This is a genomic window from Roseofilum reptotaenium CS-1145 (assembly GCF_028330985.1).
Lineage (GTDB): Bacteria > Cyanobacteriota > Cyanobacteriia > Cyanobacteriales > Desertifilaceae > Roseofilum > Roseofilum reptotaenium.
Window position 1 is genome coordinate 19,568 of the sequence record NZ_JAQMUE010000070.1, and the last position, 21,161, is coordinate 40,728.

19 protein-coding genes are annotated in these 21,161 nt (G+C 45.0%); 6 read left to right on the top strand and 13 right to left on the bottom strand.

Translation table 11 applies throughout. The annotated features are described in order from the left end of the window. Positions 1 to 4: 4 nt before the first annotated feature. Together PN466_RS11430 and PN466_RS11435 are read right to left on the bottom strand one after the other, a co-directional pair. Positions 5 to 1,369, bottom strand: a complete 1,365-nt coding sequence (locus tag PN466_RS11430; protein WP_313898585.1) for an aldehyde dehydrogenase — start codon at positions 1,367 to 1,369, stop codon at positions 5 to 7. Between the two features lie 40 nt (positions 1,370 to 1,409). Continuing rightward, positions 1,410 to 1,757: a mechanosensitive ion channel family protein gene (locus PN466_RS11435; RefSeq protein ID WP_271939763.1), complete on the bottom strand. Its 348-nt coding sequence runs from the start codon at positions 1,755 to 1,757 to the stop codon at positions 1,410 to 1,412. A 27-nt stretch (positions 1,758 to 1,784) separates the two neighbouring features. On the opposite strand from PN466_RS11435, the gene PN466_RS11440 reads away from it, so the two are divergent. Next, positions 1,785 to 2,006, top strand: a complete 222-nt coding sequence (locus PN466_RS11440; protein WP_271939764.1) for a hypothetical protein — start codon at positions 1,785 to 1,787, stop codon at positions 2,004 to 2,006. 456 nt (positions 2,007 to 2,462) lie between these two features. On the opposite strand, the gene PN466_RS11445 is transcribed toward PN466_RS11440, so the two are convergent. Next, the gene (locus tag PN466_RS11445; protein WP_271939765.1) at positions 2,463 to 4,940 is read right to left on the bottom strand and encodes an AAA-like domain-containing protein; all 2,478 of its coding nucleotides are present in this window, start codon (positions 4,938 to 4,940) and stop codon (positions 2,463 to 2,465) included. 36 nt (positions 4,941 to 4,976) lie between these two features. Further along, complete coding sequence (locus tag PN466_RS11450; RefSeq protein WP_271939766.1) at positions 4,977 to 6,806, bottom strand: AAA-like domain-containing protein; 1,830 nt, start codon at positions 6,804 to 6,806, stop codon at positions 4,977 to 4,979. Positions 6,807 to 7,420: 614 nt separating this feature from the next. Here PN466_RS11450 and PN466_RS11455 point away from each other — a divergent pair. Next, a complete protein-coding gene (locus PN466_RS11455; RefSeq protein WP_271939767.1) occupies positions 7,421 to 7,864 on the top strand; it encodes a rhodanese-like domain-containing protein in 444 nt (147 codons plus the stop codon). A gap of 173 nt (positions 7,865 to 8,037) precedes the next feature. Here the strand turns inward: PN466_RS11455 and PN466_RS11460 are convergent, their stop codons facing one another. Beyond that, a complete protein-coding gene (locus PN466_RS11460; RefSeq protein WP_271939768.1) occupies positions 8,038 to 8,676 on the bottom strand; it encodes a PEP-CTERM sorting domain-containing protein in 639 nt (212 codons plus the stop codon). Between the two features lie 881 nt (positions 8,677 to 9,557). Here PN466_RS11460 and PN466_RS11465 point away from each other — a divergent pair. Further along, the gene (locus PN466_RS11465; protein ID WP_271939769.1) at positions 9,558 to 9,719 is read left to right on the top strand and encodes a hypothetical protein; all 162 of its coding nucleotides are present in this window, start codon (positions 9,558 to 9,560) and stop codon (positions 9,717 to 9,719) included. 20 nt (positions 9,720 to 9,739) lie between these two features. Here the strand turns inward: PN466_RS11465 and PN466_RS11470 are convergent, their stop codons facing one another. Together PN466_RS11470 and PN466_RS11475 are read right to left on the bottom strand one after the other, a co-directional pair. After that, positions 9,740 to 10,873 carry an RNA-guided endonuclease InsQ/TnpB family protein gene (locus PN466_RS11470; RefSeq protein WP_271939770.1) on the bottom strand — a complete coding sequence of 378 codons (1,134 nt, stop codon included), beginning with the start codon at positions 10,871 to 10,873 and terminating at the stop codon, positions 9,740 to 9,742. 293 nt (positions 10,874 to 11,166) lie between these two features. Then, on the bottom strand, positions 11,167 to 11,682 hold the full coding sequence (locus tag PN466_RS11475) for a hypothetical protein (protein ID WP_271939771.1): 516 nt from the start codon (positions 11,680 to 11,682) through the stop codon (positions 11,167 to 11,169). Between the two features lie 187 nt (positions 11,683 to 11,869). Between PN466_RS11475 and uvrB the strand changes: the two genes are divergently transcribed. Then, complete coding sequence (uvrB, locus tag PN466_RS11480; protein WP_271939772.1) at positions 11,870 to 13,858, top strand: excinuclease ABC subunit UvrB; 1,989 nt, start codon at positions 11,870 to 11,872, stop codon at positions 13,856 to 13,858. Between the two features lie 168 nt (positions 13,859 to 14,026). On the opposite strand, the gene katG is transcribed toward uvrB, so the two are convergent. Next, positions 14,027 to 16,189: a catalase/peroxidase HPI gene (katG, locus tag PN466_RS11485; RefSeq protein WP_390889992.1), complete on the bottom strand. Its 2,163-nt coding sequence runs from the start codon at positions 16,187 to 16,189 to the stop codon at positions 14,027 to 14,029. A gap of 104 nt (positions 16,190 to 16,293) precedes the next feature. On the opposite strand from katG, the gene PN466_RS11490 reads away from it, so the two are divergent. Next, positions 16,294 to 16,728 carry a PIN domain-containing protein gene (locus tag PN466_RS11490; RefSeq protein WP_271939774.1) on the top strand — a complete coding sequence of 145 codons (435 nt, stop codon included), beginning with the start codon at positions 16,294 to 16,296 and terminating at the stop codon, positions 16,726 to 16,728. A 2-nt stretch (positions 16,729 to 16,730) separates the two neighbouring features. Beyond that, positions 16,731 to 17,069, top strand: a complete 339-nt coding sequence (locus PN466_RS11495) for a toxin-antitoxin system HicB family antitoxin (protein WP_271939775.1) — start codon at positions 16,731 to 16,733, stop codon at positions 17,067 to 17,069. A 13-nt stretch (positions 17,070 to 17,082) separates the two neighbouring features. Here the strand turns inward: PN466_RS11495 and PN466_RS11500 are convergent, their stop codons facing one another. The 5 genes from PN466_RS11500 to PN466_RS11520 all read right to left on the bottom strand — a co-directional run bounded on the left by PN466_RS11500 (position 17,083) and on the right by PN466_RS11520 (position 21,074). Further along, complete coding sequence (locus PN466_RS11500; RefSeq protein ID WP_271939776.1) at positions 17,083 to 17,475, bottom strand: DUF2283 domain-containing protein; 393 nt, start codon at positions 17,473 to 17,475, stop codon at positions 17,083 to 17,085. A gap of 94 nt (positions 17,476 to 17,569) precedes the next feature. Beyond that, positions 17,570 to 17,899, bottom strand: coding sequence for a low molecular weight protein tyrosine phosphatase family protein (locus tag PN466_RS11505; RefSeq protein ID WP_390889993.1), 330 nt, complete (start codon positions 17,897 to 17,899; stop codon positions 17,570 to 17,572). 85 nt (positions 17,900 to 17,984) lie between these two features. Then, the gene (locus PN466_RS11510) at positions 17,985 to 18,242 is read right to left on the bottom strand and encodes a DUF2283 domain-containing protein (protein WP_271939778.1); all 258 of its coding nucleotides are present in this window, start codon (positions 18,240 to 18,242) and stop codon (positions 17,985 to 17,987) included. A 57-nt stretch (positions 18,243 to 18,299) separates the two neighbouring features. Next, positions 18,300 to 19,328: a dihydroorotase gene (gene pyrC / locus PN466_RS11515; protein ID WP_271939779.1), complete on the bottom strand. Its 1,029-nt coding sequence runs from the start codon at positions 19,326 to 19,328 to the stop codon at positions 18,300 to 18,302. 78 nt (positions 19,329 to 19,406) lie between these two features. Then, positions 19,407 to 21,074, bottom strand: coding sequence for a BCCT family transporter (locus tag PN466_RS11520; RefSeq protein WP_271939780.1), 1,668 nt, complete (start codon positions 21,072 to 21,074; stop codon positions 19,407 to 19,409). Between the last annotated feature and the right edge of the window lie 87 nt (positions 21,075 to 21,161).

The following is a 21,161-nucleotide window of genomic DNA, read 5'->3' on the forward strand; positions in this document are numbered from 1 at the left end:
GCGGTTAATATCTCAGGAGTCTTTTCAACAGTTGGAGCTTGTTGCCATAGGGGGGATATCGCAAGTTGAGATCCAGCCAAAACCAGCGTCTTAAGACACTTTTGTAATGGCTAAAGGTTTGAAAGCTGGCCAATCCATGATAGCGGCCCATGCCACTTTGTCCAACTCCTCCGAACGGCAGTTGGGGAATGTTGAACTGTAAAACTGTATCGTTGAGAGCGACAGTTCCCGATGAAACCTGTTGTAGCACTTGGCGCTGAACTCGGGAGCGTTTGGAGAAGAGATAGAGAGCGAGGGGTTTGGGACGTTGATTGATTTCGGCGATCGCCTCCTCAATCTCACCATAGTCTAAAATCGGTAAAATGGGCCCAAAAATCTCCTCTTGCATTACCAAGGAATCCCAGGTTATTCCATCAATTAAAGTGGGAGCAATATAGCGAGTTTTGGGATTCGTTTTCCCCCCACACAGAATATTCCCTTCTTGCAGTAATCTCTGGAGATAGTTAAACTGTTTGTCATTCACAATGCGGGCATAATCTGGACTTTCTTCCGGGTTTTCACCATAGAAAGCTTTAACTTCAGTCAGCATCGCTTGAATCAGATCTGCTTTCACCTTTCGATTCACCAGCACATAATCTGGAGCAATACAAATTTGCCCTGCATTGAAAAATTTACCCCAAATAATTCGCCTAGCAGTACAAGTCAAATCACAATCTCGATCGACAATACAGGGGTTTTTTCCTCCCAACTCTAACGTCACGGGCGTTAAGTATTTCGCCGCCGCTTCCATGACTATTTTCCCCACTCTGGCACTACCCGTAAATAAAATATGATCGAACTTCTGGGCTAAGAGTTCTTGACTAACTTCGGCGTTTCCTTCGAGTACAGCAATAGAGTTGGGATCGAAATTTTCAGTAATAATTTCTGCTAAAATGTTGGAAGTCTTGGGAGCAATTTCCGAAGGCTTAACTACAGCACAATTTCCCGCTGCTATTGCTCCCACAAGGGGCGCTATCGCTAAATTAAACGGATAATTCCAAGCAGAGATAATCAGCACTACGCCCAAGGGTTCCGGATAAATTTCTCCGACAGAAGGCCACATCACGAAGGGAGTGAAGGTGCGTTTCGGTTTTACCCATTGGTTTAAGTGCTTTAAGGCATAATCAATTTCGGCGATCGGGCTAAATTCATAATAACCCTCTAATTTAGGTTTATTTAAATCCTCCTTCAATCCAGCCAAGATTTTGGATTTATTTTCCTCAATTACCGACCTTAGCTTTTTAAGCTGAGATTTTCTAAATTTCAACTCTCTGGTTTGTCCAGACCGGAAAAATTCTCTCTGTTGAGCAATTAATTGTTCGCCGTTCATTTTCATAAGCTATGATTAAAATCTTGATATTTTTCTTATATTATCCTCCTTCACATTCTAGATCATTTTGCGATTTCCATAAAATAGAAGAATCCATAGCATCCTTGCTCTCTAATTCTCGGCGATAGGTCATTCCTTGTTGCGGCATCCCCAATTCTAAACCCTGCCGATCAAAGGCTTTTTTGACTCGACGAAGATATTCTCGAATTACATAGCGATAGACTCCCGGTTTGGTTTCAAAGCGCACTCCTATTCGAGTTCCTCCGGCATCGATGGAATCCACACCGCGCACTTCCGCTGCAATAATTTGCTCGTTATGGGTAGCGAGAACAAAAAAGATCAATAAGACCGGTAAAGCAAAGAGCCAATTTCCCAAGGGACGCGTCAAGGGGAAGCGCCATACCAACCCAGATCAATGGAGTATATCGTTTTAGCATATCTCACCACAAGGATAGCGATCGCCTGTCAGTTTACCATTCAAGCGATCGCTGTTCTGTTATCCTTCATCGCTAAGAGTCCTTTCAAGCCTGGGGATGTCCCTCCTGATGACTCCTGTCCCAGCATCGCTCCAGAAGGATTAATTGATAGCGATACCAAAATTGCTGGGGACTCCAGATCATGGGAGACTCTGGGTTAAACAAGGGTTGCTGAAGATAAGCCCATAGGGGAAGCCAAAAGGTGTAATAGTTAAACTTCATGGTTATCTAAACGGTTAAGATGGTGAGATTTACAATGACAGTCCACCTAGATGGCAGGTGAGTCAGGATTGAGCCGTTATATCCCTTCCTTTCTCTACTGTGCCAAACTCATCGGCAGACTTGCTGAAATGTTGCATTCTTTGACAAAACTTGACATTTAACTTAAAACTCCACCGATCAAGTTCAGAAGAGGCAAACCGCTTCCCCAAACAGAAACGGGGTTAAATCCAATCCTCCTGGAGTCACCACTTACAAAAGGGTATAGTCGGACACTGGCTCAGAAAAGTTCCCATAACGCTCCATCCGATAGATGCAGAGGCAGCTATCTTGCGAATTTCCCCCACTCTATATGCCTAGCCTGCACAGCTCACTTTTTTAGCAAATCTTAAATCAAGCTATTTGAGATAGTTTTGAATAGAGGGGACATCGAGGGTTTCATTATTAATCACCAACGCGATATTGATATTTTCCAGGAAATTAACAAACCATTGAATTTGATCCAGAGGCTTAGACTCATAATAATTGAACCACTGAAACAATTGTCGTCCCAAATCAGATTGGCTTTGTCCAGAAATTAAAACAATTTTCAGCAACAAAGCGCTAGTCTTGAGTTCCCCTAAGCTCGCAATTAAATTAATAAAAATATAGTGACTTGGATCGTTGGGACTCTCAATCAAAAACTTCAATAATCTCTCGCAAGTTTGATTGAGTAAGAGTGAATTAAAGCCTTCATTGTCTTGTTCAGGTAACAAGCTTTTGAGTTGTCTTCTTAACTTAAAATCAAACTGCTGAGACCGAAAATCAGCATCAATTGCGGTAATGATATACTGATAAAAATCATCCTTAAATTCTTGATAAGATTCAACTTGTTCTGTGTGTTCCAGGAAGGCTCTCGCTAAATCTTTATAACTAGAATTCCCTTCCACTTTTCCTGTAAACTGTTTAATCGCTAAATATAAATCATGGTCACTGAGTAGAGTAGGATTAGCAAAAGGTTTTTGACTGGCTAAACCTGATGTTTTTTTGATTAAATATTTGGCATATTGGGATAGACTAAGTTCAAATTCCCATTGCCGTTCTGCTTGAATTTCTTGCAACAGTTGTTGGTGTTCTCTTGAGCTACTAGAAGACACGAAAGAATAGCGATAGAGATAAGGATATCGATGAATTTGGGTTTTGAGTGGAGAAGTTAAAATGGGCGATATTTTTGATTTGGAATCTGATTTGTTTTCAATTAAAATACGCAGAAATTGATAATCTTCAGTTTCCTCAAACTCTTTAACAGTTGCATGAATGATCGGCTCAACAAAAAGCTTGTTGATCATTTTGTATTCATGACTTTTGCAAAACTGATCGACCATCTTTTTGAGTTGGTCAACATATCTAGGCAAAGGAGAAGAATAAGAATATTGAGTTTCTCTTTGCTTATTGAACAGGGCAATTAATCCAACAATGGCAATTTTTGATGCAGCGCGCATTTGCCAGTGATTGATTAAAATATAAAAACAGCGATTCAAGATTTTGTTAAACTGATGTTGTTCAGGAACTTGAATAACTAGCCGTCGAATAACCGCACTGATTTCAATATCTGGATATCCAATAACTTCAATCAACAATTTATGAACTCTTTGAATCATCACAGCCGGAGGTTCTTCCTGTACCCAATACAGAAGATGATCGTAAAGAGTTTGTTCATCTGACAAACATTTCTTGGTCAATGATTTAACGGATTTATCCGGACTATAGCCTAGACAACTCTCCAGCCATCTAAAGTTAAAAGTATCGGCATAAATTTGGTTATAAACTCTGAGGATAGGACGGGCATAGTGATGACCAAATGGTAATTTTATCGCTAAACCACTCAACCGTAGTTCAGTTTGCTGTGGATTCTCTTCTGATGGAATTTCACCTTGTTTTAAAATTTGCCAATATAGCTCTAATAAAGACTTTCGATTAGGACTTTCAAGGAGACGATCGCGAATAGATCTGAGGTGTTCTGGTTCATCTTGAGCTTCCCAATTGTGAAGAATTTTTCTATACACCAACTGATGCACTGTTTTCCATTCTTGATTGAGAGAAATAAAGTCATCCCCATTGGCGACTAAATGGCATAATTTTTGAGTTAAAAATGGCTTACCTCCTGTCCAATCTAAAATGGATTTGAGAACCGTTTTCGGGTCTCTTGCTTTCATAACCAACCCTTCTGCCAACCCTAAACAATCTTGAAATTGAAATCCAGTGAGCTGAATTTCTAGACCCATATCAAAAGGACTGATTTCAGGTTGAAAAGTGAGTTCTGATGGACTGGCAACACCCAGCAAAACCCAAGTTAGGCGGTGATAGTCTGGATTTTGTTTTCGATTTTGATAGCAAGATCGAATTAAGCCAAAGAATTCATCAATTGGGAATTTTAAGCCCAAAACACTATCAATTTCATCGACAAAAATGACGATATTATGGGGGATATGACATAAAATGACTTCAGTTAACAATAGACGCAGCCGCTCGACAGGAGGAAAAGAGAGGCGATCGCGCCACCATCTGAGTAAATTTACTTTATCGACTAAATTAAAGCTACTTAACACGGAATAAGCAAAGGCAGCATACCATTCTTCCGTGGTGATATTGCAACTAAAAATAGCAGTTAAATCGACTACCCCACAAACAATTCCCCGGTTTCTGAGTAGCTCAATGGTGCGGACTCGTAAAGAGGATTTTCCCATTTGCCGGGAGTTGAGAACATAGCAAAATTCTCCGGCTAGAACCCCGCGAAATAAATCAGCATCGGCTTGACGAACCACATAAGTTGGAGAATTCAGGGGTAAGCTACCACCAAATTGATATTCATACATTTTTGTAAATGTGTTATTCATGACTCCCCTAGATAAACGCACCACACTGAAAAAAAATCAAGAGAGCTGGACTCGAAAATATTGACGATATAAATTACATCTAGGGATGACATTGTGACCTTGTAAATGGATTAACCCCATGCTGTGTAACTTAAATGCTTGGATGGATTCGAGTTGCATTTCTTGGGGACTAGTTACTACTTTTTTGAGGGCTTCTTTTAGAACAGAATGGTGATGTAAATTCCATAAGTGTCGCCTTAAATGATCGCTATATAAGCCTGCATCAGTAGCCGCTGTTTCTAAAACTGTTTTTAAGGTTATTTCGTGGCGAGCAATATGGTAGAGTGCTAACCGGACTAAATAGGGGTGTCCTCCTACCATAGACATGAGTTGATTGACTTCTGAAATTGTCCAATCTAAGCCATGACGATGAGCGAGTTCGAGAATTTTCTCAGGAGGAAATTCGGGGAGTTCAATGGGTAAGCCGACATTAAAGGGGGATTGGTTAATACTCATGGGAACATAGACTTCTGTAGAATGGACAACGACTAAGCGTAGTTGTTTCCAAATCTCTCGGTTTTTCCCTTCTTCATGCCAGGCTCGCAGGAGGCTAAAAAAGTCTGAGGCAATGTCAGGAAAAGAGAAAACCACATCGACTTCATCTAATCCTAAAACTAGGGGAGATTCGCAGTAGGGAAGAATATAGTTCTCAAAGTAGGATTTGCAGGCCACTTTGGCTCCAAAAATGCTGTTCCAATGCTCTTCAAAGTTAACCGGGAGGTTGATTTGCAGGCTAATATTGGCACAAAACCATTTGAGGAACAGTTCAAGATCGGTGAAGACTTTGCTGTCGGCAAGTTGAAAACTGAGGGGAACGGTGGCATAGTCAACGGTGCAGGCATGGTGTAAGATTCGAGCCATAAGGGACGTTTTGCCCATTTGTCGAGGTGCTTTGATGCGAATTAAGGCTCCGGGTTTTTCGATCGCCTCATAACATCGCGTTTCAATTCTGGGCCGTTCGATATAAAATGCGGAAGCCAGCTCTACTTGTCCCCTGGGTATCTCCGGTTCAGCAATGGGTTGGGGCGGAGATTTGGGTAAGATAGCATAGGATTGATGGGTGGGTTGCTCTGGGGGAGAGAGTTCGTTCATCTGCTGACGATCGCCCTCAGCCAACAGTTGCAATAGGGTTTTAATTAACTTGGGGGTATCATCTGGCGATCGCCATCTTAACCTCGGTAAATCCTGTAAATATCCCCGCAAGTCGTGGTTGAGCAAGCTAAATGAATTCTTGATTTCTAACGGAATAATATGGGGAAGTCCTTGTTGACGAGACTCTTGTAAAGACTTGACAATTCGCACCTCTTCGGTAATCATTTCACTCACCGCAGAAAGAGGCGAAAGCAATAGTAAAACCTCTTCACAGGTATTCAATTCTCGGTAAATTTGTTGCAAGCCATTTTTAGCCATCCGCAGGCAATTATCGGCTAAAGTCACCGTATAACCGGAGTTTCTCAGGGTTTCGTAGAGTTGGGAAATCAGGCTTAAAGGCGGATCGGTGGGACTTTGATAGTAACTGAGCAGGATATGATGTTTTTGGGGTTGGGGTTCCCGATTGGTTTTCAGCGCTTCCCCAATTAACTCTGGACGATATTTAGCGATCAGGGCAACTAATTCCCCACGACGGGAATATCCCGCTTCTTGCGGATCGACATCTCCCAAAAACGCATCACAGATATGTTGGATATGCTTGCGTACCGTCACCGGTTGAATATAAAGCTGTTCGGCGATCGCCGTATCTTCTTCACCGGCTAACACTTTCAGCAGCACTTCTTGTCGCCTAGGGGTAAGATTAGCAAAGGATTGGATAAACTGAATCTGGTTCATCAGATTACACAAAGAAACAACACATCGGGGATGAGACGATGGCTCTAAGAGAACCCGAATCTTCTTCTATTGTTTATTAATATCGTCAGAACTGCCACTGAGGATAATTGTGTATGGAAACACCACATCACAGAGCAATGGGTGAAAATTATCGCTTCTGTGAATCTTGCTTACACAAAACCCCCTCATCTCCCTAACGTCAGTCATAGTAGAAACATCAGAGTAATCATTGTCCTGTTTGGTCTGACCTTCGGGTTTGCCTATCCTTGAGACGAATCTTTATGAGTTGCTTGAACCTAGGGTGAGTTGAGTTTTTATATAGCGCTCGACTCCTCAGAGATAGTAAGGCTTTGAGGATCTCTGCTCCTTTGATGCTAAGTCGTGTTCCAAACTGATGTGCAGGCTACTTGATTGCAGTCTGCACTATTTTTTTTAAAGGACGCTACACGCTGGTAATGGGTAATAGGTGCTAGGTTTCTGCAATTGACAGCGTTATAGTGGAGATCGAGCTGATCGATGACAGCGCTTTGTGATGTTATAGAAGATCGAAACAATCATATACCACAACCCTATTCCCTATTCCCTATTCCCTAGCGCGAAGCGCTATATCTCTTATGCAAACGAAACGCTGGATTTTAGTTCTATCGAGTTTATATTTAAGTGCTGCGATCGCCGGTTGCGCTCTTCCGGGTAATAGCCAAGAAGCGATCGCCGAAATTAGTGTGACTCAAGTCAGACAACTCGCGGCTGACCAGCCCGGAACTTTAGCCGAACAAGCCCTATTTATTGATGTGCGAACTCCTCAAGAATACGCCCGAGATCGCATTGCAGAGAGTCCTTTAATTCCCCTAGCAGAAATTGAATCAGGAGAAGCGATTGAAAAAATTCGTCAATTAGCCGGCGATCGTCTAGTTATCCTCTATTGCTTCTCTGGAGTTCGCTCCGGTATCGCCCAACAGATCCTAGAACAAGCCGGTATTGAAACCGTAAGTCTAGAAGGAGGCATTCAAGCCTGGCGGAAAACCATTCCTGCAACCACAGAAGCCAACCTCTTTTAATCGGCAGTAGGCAGTCGGCAGTAGAAAAACCTCCCCTATTCCCCATTCCCAAGGGCTAAAAAATAGGGGGTGAATCTCACCCCCTCATCCGATCTACAAATTTTACTGAAAGCACTCAACGCATCTATTGTTAATCAGGAGAAATCTTTTAAGAACTCAACTACCCCAGAATGTTATTTACTGGCTCTTCTCTTCATACCGAACAGTCCAGCAGCTAGCAAACCTAAAGCAGCAGCAGCACTAGGTTCAGGAACATCAGCCGGAGGATTGTATGATTCTTCCCCACTGCCGAATGCCCATAAGGTGGAATGGGAGAGCGCTTGTGCATTGCCTCGTCCATTCGTGGATACACCATTAGTTGTAAATGTTCCAGAGAGGAAACCATCTGCATCCAAAAGGCTTTGGCTAATATTCTCAAACAGGAAAACACTGTATTTGTTAGAAGCTTTGAGGCTCAAGGCAAAGGTTGTGGTTCCATCCGCTCCGAAGTCTAGTAAGTCACCATCAACACTCCAAGCACCACTCGTCGAACCGTTAGCTGCTGTGACAGCATCGTTACCATCATCAGACTTACCAGCCTCTGACCAGTTGGTGGTTAAATCGGAGAATAAGCCACCATTGAGATCTCCAATTAGAGTTGACCTAGCTCCGGTATCATTACCTGAACCTTCTTCGCAAGCACTGAAGGAGATTCCTGCCACGGTAACGGTTGAGTCATTACAGTCGATCGCGTGAGCATCAACAGCAGAGAAACCAACGAACGTAGTAGCCAGTAGTGTAGAACCAATTAAGGTAGAGATAGCAGATTTCATTATTATATAACTCCTAGAACTTAACAGTTGGCATCAGCAGATCATTGTGCTGTCCTTGCCTCCTGATATTCCTATGATAGGCAAGCAATAGAGGAGTGTCCACAGAAAAAACCACATTTTACTGACTCTTCATGTTAGAGCATTTTTTTATGATTTTGAGGTTGATTTTCCGTAGTTTACGGATACCTTGAAAGGCTGAAATTCTTGTTTTCTGGGGACTATGGGCAAAGAATTGCTGATTTTTACGGAATTTATCGTCAGCATCTCCAGTTTAGGAAAAGATCCACTATTTTGGACTCCGTATCTATTTCTGCGTTTCTGCGGATAATCGAAATCAAATATCCGTATTTCTGCATTGAGATCGGACTAGAGTCGGACTGACTGCCTCTTCTATTCATCATGAACTTTCCCGTCCCTGGCAAATCTAAAGGAGCCACAACACTGGGTTCAGGAATTGCCTTGGGAGTTGGACGAAAGTCAAAGGAAGCGATCGCTTTCCTCCTCATTCTATGGTAGACCGGTCTTTTGAGAACTTCTACCGGGAAAATTCTGGAAAAACAAGAGTTTACATACTCTTCATATTCATCGATCATTACATAGAGCCATATGAAGTTTTAATGAAGATCGAGACGCTTATAATTCCCTATTCCCAGCGAAAAAACCGGGACAGTACGACTGACTCAGAGGCTACTCGGGTCAGCTTGTGCGATCGCACGACCTACTCAAAAACAAATGAGTAAGTTTTGAGATTTATGAAGAGCTGAATGGGGTAAGAGTTACGATTTGATGACTTTTTTTGTATTTTGGGATACAGTTTGGAAAAATGATTTATGGTTAGAGGATAAGCAAGTGCCTCTACCTTGAGGTTAGGAGTTTGAAAGATGTCTATCTTACCTCAATCGCCAAAGGCGATCGCCACTCAATCCGGTTTTACTTCCTTTTCGAGTCCCCTCCAGTCCGGTTCCTGGATTATGCTAACAGAACGCCCCAGCCATTGGGCCGCAGATGAAGCCCTATTATTATGTAACCAATCCCCGGGCTAAAGCGACGGGGCTTTCTAGCCCTAACCTGTTACTCTGTCTAGCAGAGAGCAAGACAGCAGGCTGGCGCTTTCGAGGCGGGTTACAACACCTCCAAGACGTTTGATATTGTTGGCTCCATTCAAATCAGCGTCACCTTTCCATCCGCAATACCCACACTTGAAAGTCTTGCCAGAACGGTAAGACTTTCCTTTTTCGGGGTGGATGTGCAGGCATCGATGACAAGTCTGGCTGGTGTACGCAGGATTCACCAGAACAACGGGGACACCTTTAGCCGCTGCTTTGTAGTCGATAAACATCCTGAGTTGATAGAATGCCCAACTATTGGAACGCCTACGCTCAGTTTTGCTTCTACGCTGCTGGTTGGTACGCTCCCGAATCCCGGTCAAGTCTTCCAGCGCAATCGCTTGATTCGCTGAGTATGCACACTCAACAATCCGTTTACTAATGTTGTGGTTTACCCATGTCTGATAACGCTTCTCTCTGCCAAATAGCCGTTTCAGCAGTCGCTTACTGCTCTTTGTGCCTTTCCGTTGGATAGAAGCTCGACGAAGAGCAAACCTATCTCGCTTCGCTTTTATCTCATTCCCTGAAAACCTCTCCCCCTCTGAGCTAATCGCTAAGTCTGTACGCCCCAGGTCAACGCCTTTAACCCCCGAATCATTGATCGGCTCAGGGGTTTCGTCCTTGACCTGGACGTGCAGGTAGAACAGTCCATCCCGGTGTTTGCAAAGCGTGGCTGACGTAGGGGTATGTCCCTTCAGTTTACCGATCTGGTAGTTACCGAGAACCATTGGCATAACCAATCTGCCATCCACTGTTGTCAGGCTGGCAGATTGGTCTTTTTCTCGATAGCTAAAGATACGAGCGTCATAGTCCGCTGATGTGGACTTGAAACTCTTCACTGGCTTGCCTACCTTACGGTTGGCAGCCACCCTTGCACAAACCCTTACAGCCAAATTCGCCGACAAGCCAAATTGACTGCGGATTTCTTTATAGGTCTCTGCCTGAATCCGGTTCTTATTCTTGATTTGGGGGTTTACAGTTTCATTGACGTAGTTGCAAGCATCAGCAAACGCCACCAGAGTTTTATCAAGCTTTTGAGCTTGTTCTGGCGTGGGGTTAAGCTGGCAAACTATCGTCAACGTTTGTTTCATGGCTATATTATAATTCACCTAGGTGAATGCAGGCGACTAAACTCGCCGTTCGTTTTTCCTCCCCGTCGCTTTAGCGACGGGGAGGAAAAACGTATCGGAGGCTTTACGTGAAGTTTCGCCAGGTGAATGGATGAGCTGGGTTCCCAACTATGGAGAATATCTGATTCATTTTGCTTAAGCCGTTCTCATTAACCATTATCAGCGCAAAGCGCTATACACAAAAAAACCTGGGCAGTACAACTGACTCAGGTTTGTGCTTTTAGACTAACAGATGGCTGGTTATGCGGAAATGTTTAGTCAAGATATCCCATTAAATCGGGCCCATCGATATTATTATCTGCAACCGGGCGATTTCCCATGACCGTGATGGTTTGGCTAATTTTTAAATCCGTGGTAGATACGGGACGATTCCCAGATGTGGCGAAGGTTTCCTTAATCTTCAGTCCACTGGAGATGACGGGACGAGTACCAGCAGAGGATAGGGTACTGTTCACTTGCAGATGACTCGCTTCAATGGGTCGATTCCCCGGAAGGGGCCCCACTTGGAGAGCATTACTAATTTTCAGATCGGTTGTCCCCACCGGACGGTTTCCGGGTAAAGGTGACAAACGAGTCGCTTGCTCGCTAATGGTAGCTGTTGCTTCTGGCTTAGAGCCAAGTTTCAGGGGTTGAGTCATCGGAGTTTTTTCCTTATCTTGAGATGTCACAGGTTTGGGAGTCTCAGCGGCACTAGATGAAGCCGGTTCGGGGGATTGGTCTGGAGTTGCACTGCTGCTGGTCGTTGTACCGTTATTGGTTTTATCGCTCATAACCCATTGCCTTTTTACCGCTCACAGAGGTTTGTCTATATAGGGGCAAATGATAGACGTAAGAAACTTTAAAAAAAGTTTAAACTCTTTCTAGTTTACGAAAGACTGTGCAAAAACACAAAAATCTGTAAATAAATGTAATCATAGATTAAGCTGGTTGTTTTGGTTTCTTAATCGGTATCATTAAATGGACGGATTTGAGCTAGATGCACCTTTTGAGCCAACGGGAGATCAACCCCAGGCGATCGCCCAATTAACCCAAACCCTAAACGGCCGACATCGCTATCAAACCCTTTTGGGAGCTACGGGAACGGGAAAAACCTATACCATTGCTCAGGCGATCGCTAAAGTCGGCAAACCGACGTTGGTTTTAGCCCATAACAAAACCCTAGCGGCCCAACTTTGCCATGAATTGCGTCAGTTTTTTCCCCACAATCGTGTGGAATATTTTATCAGTTATTACGATTATTATCAACCGGAAGCCTATCTTCCCTTAAGCGATACCTACATTGAAAAAAGCGCCGCCATCAATGAAGAAATTGACATGCTCCGCCATTCGGCAACCCGCTCTTTATTTGAGCATCGATATGTAATTGTTGTCGCTTCTATTAGCTGTATTTATGGTTTGGGAATGCCAACCGAATACCTCAAAGCAGCCATTCCCCTAGAAATTGGACAAGAAATCGATCAACGGCAACTGTTACGGGAACTCGCCACAATTCAATATACCCGCAATGATACCCAACTAAGTCGCGGAAATTTTCGGGTGAAAGGCGATATTTTAGAAATTGCCCCAGCCTATGAAGACCGAATAATTCGGGTTGAGTTTTTCGGCGATGAAATCGATCGCATCTACTATATCGATCCGACTACCGGAAATGCCTTGGAATCGTGCAATAGTCTGAGTATTTATCCCGCTCGTCACTTTGTCACCCCCAAGGAGCAAGTTGACATCGCTTGCGAACACATTAGGGTGGAATTAAAAGAGCGCGTTCAACACTTAGAAACCGCTGGGAAAGTAGTGGAAGCCCAACGCTTAGATCAGCGCACCCGTTATGATGTGGAGTTATTACAAGAAGTCGGCTATTGTAATGGAGTGGAAAACTATTCCCGCTATTTAGCCAATCGGCAACCAGGAGAACCCCCAGAGTGTTTAGTCGATTATTTCCCAGAAGATTGGCTCTTGGTGATTGACGAATCCCATGTCACCGTGCCCCAAATCAGAGCGATGTATAACGGCGATCGCGCGCGAAAAATGGTATTAATCGATCATGGTTTTCGTCTCCCTAGTGCCGCTGATAATCGCCCCCTGAAAGCGGAAGAGTTCTGGCAAAAAATCAATCAATGTGTCTTTGTTTCCGCCACTCCCGGAGATTGGGAATTAGACCTATCGGAAGACCGAATTATTGAGCAGATTATTCGCCCTACAGGAGTAATTGATCCAGAAGTTTTAGTTCGTCCCATAGAAGGACAAATTGATGATTTGCTTGGTGAAATTAAAGCACGAGTTAAGCGCAAAGAACGGGTGTTAGTGACTACGTTAACCAAACGGATGGCAGAGGATTTAACCACCTATTTACAAGAGCGCTCTATTGAGGTGCGCTATCTGCATTCCGAGATTCAAGCCATTGAGCGGATTGAAATTTTACAAGACTTACGGGAAGGGAAATTTGATGTTTTAATTGGGGTGAATTTATTGCGAGAAGGTTTGGATTTACCGGAAGTGTCCCTAGTCGCTATTTTGGATGCCGATAAAGAAGGCTTTCTACGGGCCTATCGTTCCCTGATTCAAACCATCGGTCGGGCGGCGCGTCACGTAAATGGACAAGCAATTTTATACGCCGATCGCCTGACAGACAGTATGGAAAAGGCGATCGCCGAAACCGAACGTCGTCGCGGCATTCAAATGGCCCACAATCGACTCCATGGCATTACCCCCAAACCGATCAAAAAATCTGCCGACAACAGCATCCTGGCGTTTCTAGACATCTCTCGTCGCCTCAATGCCCAGGGGGTAGACCCCGGTCAAGTTGCTCAAGATGCAGTCCCGTTAGAAGAGATTCCAGAACTGATTGTGCAATTGGAAACCGAGATGAAACACGCTGCCCAGAACTTAGAGTTTGAAAAAGCAGCTCAATTGCGCGATCGGATTAAATCCTTGCAAATTAACCATTAAAAAGCCATATCAAGTTGCGATCATTAGATAACGTCAGTTTTGGTTAAGGGCATTTTGCGGCTGATTTGATGAACGAATGGGAAGTACAGCCAAGAACAGAAATAAGGGTTTCAGCTTATCCAAAACTGACGATATTTACATAAACAGCGTGGGAAGGCATCCTGAGAGTTAGGCTAATTCAAAGCGGTCAGCATTCATGACCTTTGTCCAAGCTGCCACGAAGTCTTGCACGAACTTGGCTTTGTTGTCATCCTGGGCATAAACTTCGGTATAGGAACGAAGGATTGAGTTGGAGCCGAAGACCAGATCCACTCGTGTCGCTGTCCATTTCACCTGGTCAGTTTTGCGATCGCAGATTTCATACAGGTTCTGACCAACCGGTTTCCACAGGTAGTTCATGTCCGTTAGGTTCGCGAAAAAGTCGTTGGTTAATACGCCTTCGCGATCCGTGAACACACCGTGCTTAGTACCCCCATAGTTGGTTCCCAGTACGCGCAGACCGCCAACCAAGACTACCATCTCAGGAGCAGTTAAACCCAACAGTTGGGTGCGATCGAGCATCAACTCTTCGGCGCTAACGGCGTAGTCCTCCTTGAGCCAGTTACGGTAACCGTCATGGAGAGGTTCTAGCACCGCAAACGATTCGGTATCCGTCATCTCGTCAGTTGCGTCGCCACGACCTGGGGAGAAGGGAACCGTAACCTCAAAACTAGCCGCTTTAGCCGCCTGTTCGATACCCATGTTACCGGCGAGGACGATGACATCGGCAACACTGGCACCCGTATCGGCCGCGATGCGTTCCAGGACAGCCAGCACTTTAGCCAAACGCACCGGTTCATTGCCTTCCCAATCCTTCTGCGGGGCCAGACGAATCCTTGCTCCGTTAGCCCCCCCGCGCTTGTCCGATCCCCGAAAGGTTCGGGCGCTATCCCAGGCAGTAGAGACCATTTCGCTAATGCTCAGACCACTGGCGGCAATTCTGTCTTTGACTGTCTGAACATCGTAGTCAGTGTTTCCGGCAGGAATCGGATCTTGCCAGATTAAGTCGTCTTGCGGCACATCAGGGCCGATGTAACGAGTTTTTGGCCCCAGATCGCGGTGGGTCAGTTTGAACCATGCCCGTGCAAAGACTTCAGAGAAGTATTCGGGGTCGCGGTAAAACCGTTCAGAAATCTGCCGATATTCAGGGTCCATCTTCATGGCCATATCAGCATCAGTCATGACTAGGTTGCGGCGAATGGTGGGGTCTTCGACATCAACGGGTTTGTCTTCTTCCTTGGTGTTGATGGGTTCCCACTGCCACGCACCTGCCGGACTTTTCTTCAGTTCCCAATCATAATTGAGGAGCATCTGGAAATAGCCGTTATCCCACTGGGTAGGATAGGTCGTCCAGGCTCCTTCAATGCCACTGGTTACGGCGTTGCGACCCATACCACCATTGGTCTTGTTGACCCAACCCAAGCCTTGTTCTGCGATATCGGCGGCTTCGGGTTCTCCGCCAAGCGAGGCAGCATCACCGTTACCGTGGCATTTGCCTACCGTGTGCCCCCCAGCAGTAAGGGCGACAGTTTCCTCGTCGTTCATGGCCATGCGACCAAAGGTCACGCGCACATCATGGGCGGTTTTGAGAGGATCGGGATTGCCGTCTACGCCTTCAGGGTTGACATAGATCAGTCCCATCATCACGGCAGCCAGGGGATTTGCAAGATCGCGATCGCCGGAATAGCGACTCTGGGGATTGTTGCTGGGGGCGAGCCATTCCTTTTCTGCACCCCAGTAGATATCTTTTTCTGGATGCCAGATATCTTCGCGTCCAAAGGCAAAGCCGAAGGTTTTTAGCCCCATGGATTCATAGGCGATGGTGCCTGCGTAAGCAATTAGATCTGCCCAACTGAGCTGGTTACCATACTTCTTCTTGATGGGCCAAAGCAGACGACGTGCCTTGTCCAGGTTAGTGTTATCCGGCCAGGAGTTGAGGGGGGCAAATCGCTGATTACCGGTACCTGCACCACCGCGACCATCGGCAATACGATAGGTACCGGCTGCGTGCCAGGTCATGCGAATCATCAGCCCACCATAGTGTCCCCAGTCTGCTGGCCACCAGTCCTGGCTATCGGTCATCAGGGCATATAGATCTTGTTTGAGCGCAGCTACGTCAAGTTTCTTCACTTCTTCCCGATAGTTAAAGTCTGCCCCCATCGGATTGGTTTTGCGATCGTGCTGACTCAAAATATCGAGGTTGAGTGCCTTGGGCCACCATTCTACGTTGGCCACGCTAGTTGTTGTCATCCCCCCGTGTACTACCGGACATTTACCGCTGGTGGTTGTCACATTGTCATTCATTATTCTGTTTCCTTGTGTGGCTTACCATATGCATATTATCTTCAATTGGGTATTCATAATACCTCTGTTGTATAAGGCCCTATAATAACCTTATGTTGACTGTACCTCTATTTCGTGTTGTCGTTGATACGAATGTTGTGTTTGAGGGCTTAACCAAACAGGGTAGTGCTGCTGGCTTTGTCATTGATGCATGGTTAGCTGGCTTAATCCAGGTTCATGTCTCTAATGCACTTGCTTATGAGTATGAAGATGTTTTATCGCGTAAACTTTCAGCCGCGCGTTGGCAGGAATTACAACCTGTTTTAGGTACTCTGTTGAATTATTCTCAATTCACGAAAATTTATTATTCGTGGCGACCCACTTCACCAGACGCAGGAGATGATCTTGTAATTGATTGTGCAATGAATGCAAATGCAATGATTGCAACCTCCAATCTCCGTGACTTTAGGAATGCAAGAGAGTCTTTAGGTTTACAAGTTATAACGCCTGCACAATTAGTTGCCCAATTAGCACTTGAAGGAAGTTAATAATGAGCCAATTAACACTACAATTACCAGAAACACTCCACCAACAGTTAACTCACTTGGCGGAGAATGAAGGTGTTTCTTTAAATCAATATATAGTTTATGCACTAACGCGCCAAGTGACTATGGCGTACACAGTTCAAGCGCTACCTATTGAGGAAGTTGACCAACAACAGGAAGATTTTCATGCTTTACTCAAAAACTTAGGGCAAGCATCCTTAACCGAGGCTAAATCCATTTTGGATCGGCGAGAAGTGGTGGAGCCAGAAGCAGAATTAACTTCTGACATTATTGCTCATTTTCAGCAGCGTATTCGTGAGACTTCCAATGACACAACGGACTAAATATTACAGTGAATTAGTAGTTAATAATGTCCCCGCCTTGAAATTCGCGCAATTCTGTTTCTTGTTCGTAATGTTCCACCATTGCCTCAGCTTGTTTTGCTACAATCCGGCGGCGTTCTGCTAAGGGTAATTGCATAAAAACACGGCGATCGCTTAACGAGAGAGGTTCTGCTTCTTCTCTAACTGGGCTTTTTCTCGCTTCACTCTGGGGTGAAATTACAGAATATTCAACGATTTGAGGATTCTCCACTTGCTCTCGAGCATTCAAAATTTCTATCGTTACCAGATTGCCATGCTTATCATAATTGAGAATTGTATCGGGTTGTTCTCGATCACTTTTTTCTACGGCACTGTCTTGGAAAAATACTTTTAAAACATCTGCTTCTGGGTTATAGCTTATTTTCATAATTAAAAGTCTTATACTACGGACTAACTAAACATTTATACTTATTATAAATTCTATTGCCCTACTTTAGCTGTGTCACGGCACTACTGCCTGATCAAAAGGTTCCCAGCAGAGGTAGAACTTTCCTCTTCAATAATTCTATTAAAGCAGGTTCCATATATTCGTAGTCATCAGCAATATCCAAGCAGACTACTCGTTTATTCTTGAGCCATGGCTGAAATTTTTTTGAGAGTTTTTTGCGATGAGACTGCTCCATAACAAAAATCATATCGGCCCACTCGATCTCTTCAGTACCGAGAGAAATTTCAGCTCCTCGATCTATTCCGGCTGAATCGACCTCTAATCCTTCGTACTCGGCGAATATTGCTTCGGCTGTAGGGCTGCGTAGCTGATTTTTACTGCAAACAAAAAGTAATTTCACGATCGACACCGAGCAAGCTTATCTCGGTTGGATTAAACGATGTCTACTTTACCACAATAAAAAGCACAATCTGCGTTCTGGAGTGATATCAAGAGAGAAACATTTTTTCGCGATCTACAGTATCGCTTAACGAGAGAGGTTCTGCCTCTTCTCTAACTGGACTTTTTCTCGCTTCACTCTGGGGTGAAATTACAGAATATTCAACGATTTCAGGATTCGCTACTTGCTCTCGAGCATTCAAAATTTCTATCGTTACCAGATTGCCATGCTTATCATAATTTAGAATTCTATCGGGTTGTTCTCGATCGCTTTTTTCTACGGCACTGTCTTGGAAAAATACTTTCAAAACAGTTGAAAATGGCTGAAACGGGGAGGATAGGTTCTGGGGGGAAAATATACACCATCAAACCATTTGCCAGGTCATCTCCTGTCCTGCACGTAAAGGTACTAGCCCAGATTCGGTAAAGGGGACTTCATCGGGGATGCACCAGGTGGTCTTGGTTAAGGTAATCTGTTCGGTATTGCGCGGAAGTTGATAAAAATCTGGCCCGTAGAAACTGGCAAATGCTTCCAATTTATCGAGGGCATTAACACTCTCAAACGCTTCCGCGTACAATTCGAGGGCGTGGAGGGCGGAAAAACAACCAGCGCAGCCACAGGCGCTTTCTTTACTGGTGCGGGTATGGGGGGCGCTATCTGTACCGAGAAAAAACTTGGGATTGCCCGATATAGCGGCTTTTAGAAGAGCTTGGCGATGGATTTCTCGTTTCAAGATGGGTAGGCAATAAAAGTGGGGATTAATACCACCTTTGAAGATGCGATTGCGGTTAAATAAGAGATGTTGGGGAGTCAGGGTTGCGCCGATATTGTCCGCTTCTAGGACATATTCGACGGCATCTGAGGTGGTGATGTGTTCTAGGACGACGCGAAGTTGGGGAAATCGCTGTTTGAGGGGAATTAAATGTCGCTCGATAAAGACTTTTTCGCGATCGAATACATCCACGTCTGGATCGGTGACTTCTCCATGGAGCAAGAGGGGCAAGTCTACTTGTTGCATGGTCTCAAAGAGGCGATCGCACTTGCGAATATCTGTAACCCCGAATTCTGAATTAGTTGTTGCCCCAGAGGGGTAGTATTTCACCGCTTTCACAAACCCGGAGTCCTTCGCTTTAACGATCTCTTCCGGGCTGTTATTGTCCGTGAGATAGAGCGTCATCAATGGCTCAAACTGTTTGCCTGGGGGAATTGCCGCAAGGATGCGATCTCGATAGGCAGCAGCATCAGCGAGCGATCGCACGGGGGGCTTCAAATTAGGCATAATAATCGCGCGGGCAAACTGTCGCACGGTATGGGGCAAAACGGCTTTTAGCGCCTCACCATCCCGCAGATGGAGATGCCAATCATCAGGTCGAGTCAAGGTAAGCTGTTGCATCTTCCCATCATAAACTGGATTGGATCTCCATGGATTAGAGATCCCTAGTTCCAAAGTCGAAACTAGGAATCGAACTGGCTAGTAAATGGGGCCCTTTTCAATCGGTTTCTGTACGGTTTCAATCTGAGTCTCCCCTTTCGGGGCTGCTGCTGAACTTGATTTCAACTTAATCACAGCGTATTCTTCCCCAAGTCCTCGATACAGGCTGTAGCACATCACCAGCAGGACAATCGCAAAGGGCAACCCAGTAGTAATTGCAGCCGTCTGTAGGGCAGTCAAACCTCCTCCTAAAAGCAACACGGCTGCCACCACACCCTCCATTGCCGCCCAGAACACTCGCTGAGGCACAGGAGAATCTAATTTTCCACCCGATGTTAAGTTATCAACGACCAGGGAACCGGAATCAGAGGAAGTTACGAAAAACACAACCACCAAAATAATGCCGACAAAAGAGGTAATACCGGTTAAGGGCAGTTGCTGTAGCATCACAAATAGGGCTGTGGCGACTTCAGCATTCACAGCATCTGCAATAATGCCAGAACTATCCCCCAATTCCAGGTTTAGTGCAGTTCCCCCAAAAACTGACATCCAGAGGAAGGTGAGCAGCGATGGCAAAAGCAACACACCTAAGATAAATTCCCGGACTGTACGCCCTTTGGAAATACGGGCAATAAAAATCCCGACAAATGGAGACCAAGAAATCCACCATCCCCAATAGAAAACAGTCCAGCTATTTTGCCAACTCGTAGATTGGAAGGTTTCAGTCCAAAAGCTCAAGGTGGGTAAGGATGCCAGATAAAATCCTGTGGTTTGCACAAATGTACCCAGTAGGAAGATGGTTGGCCCAGCTAAGAGCACAAAGACCATCAGGATGGCAGCCAAAACCATGTTTAATTCACTCAACCGACGGACTCCAGCGTCGAGACCTGACACGACTGATGCGGTAGCCAATCCAGTGATGATAGCAATCAGAACAACTTGAACTGGAGCGTTAATGGGAAGATCGAATAAGAAATTGAACCCAGCATTCACCTGTTGTACCCCAAACCCCAGGGAGGTGGCCAAGCCAAATAGGGTTGCCGTGACAGCCAAGACATCAACCACGTTGCCCATCCAACCATAAATGCGATCGCCTAGGAGAGGATAGAATACAGAGCGGATGGTCAGGGGTAATCCACGGTTATAGGCAAAAAAGGCCAGTGCTAGGCCGACCAGAGCATAGATACCCCAAGCATGAAATCCCCAATGGAAAAAGGTAATATTTAGGGCTTGTTGCGCTGCATCGTTGGTTCCTGGTTCAATCGTTCCTAAAATCGTTGGTGGCGATTGGAAGTGGTAAATCGGTTCAGCTACACTCCAAAACATCAGTCCAATTCCCATACCAGCCGAGAGCAGCATGGCAAGCCAGGCAAAGGTGGAAAACTCAGGGCGAGCATCCTGTCCGCCAATGCGGATTGAGCCAAAGCGACTCAGGGCCAGCAGTATAGCCACACTCAGATAAATACTGACGGCTAAGATCAAAAACCAGCCCATTCCTTCAGCAATAAAGGTTTGAATTTGTCCAAATGCACTTTCAGCCGGTTCTCTGAACAGAACAGTTAACAGGACAAACAGTAGGATTAATATCCCGGAAGTTATAAAAACCTCTGGATGAAAGTCAAATCCTGGAAAGCGGGTAATGTTGGTATCTCCAGGTGTTCGGTGAGGGTTGGACGGATGAGATCGCCCGTTTGATGGATCATGCATAGAAATTTCAGTCAATCCTCCTTAAAGTAGTTGCATGTTGGCTACAATGTATCATCTTTACGGGATTTCTCTGAAATTAAACTCTGC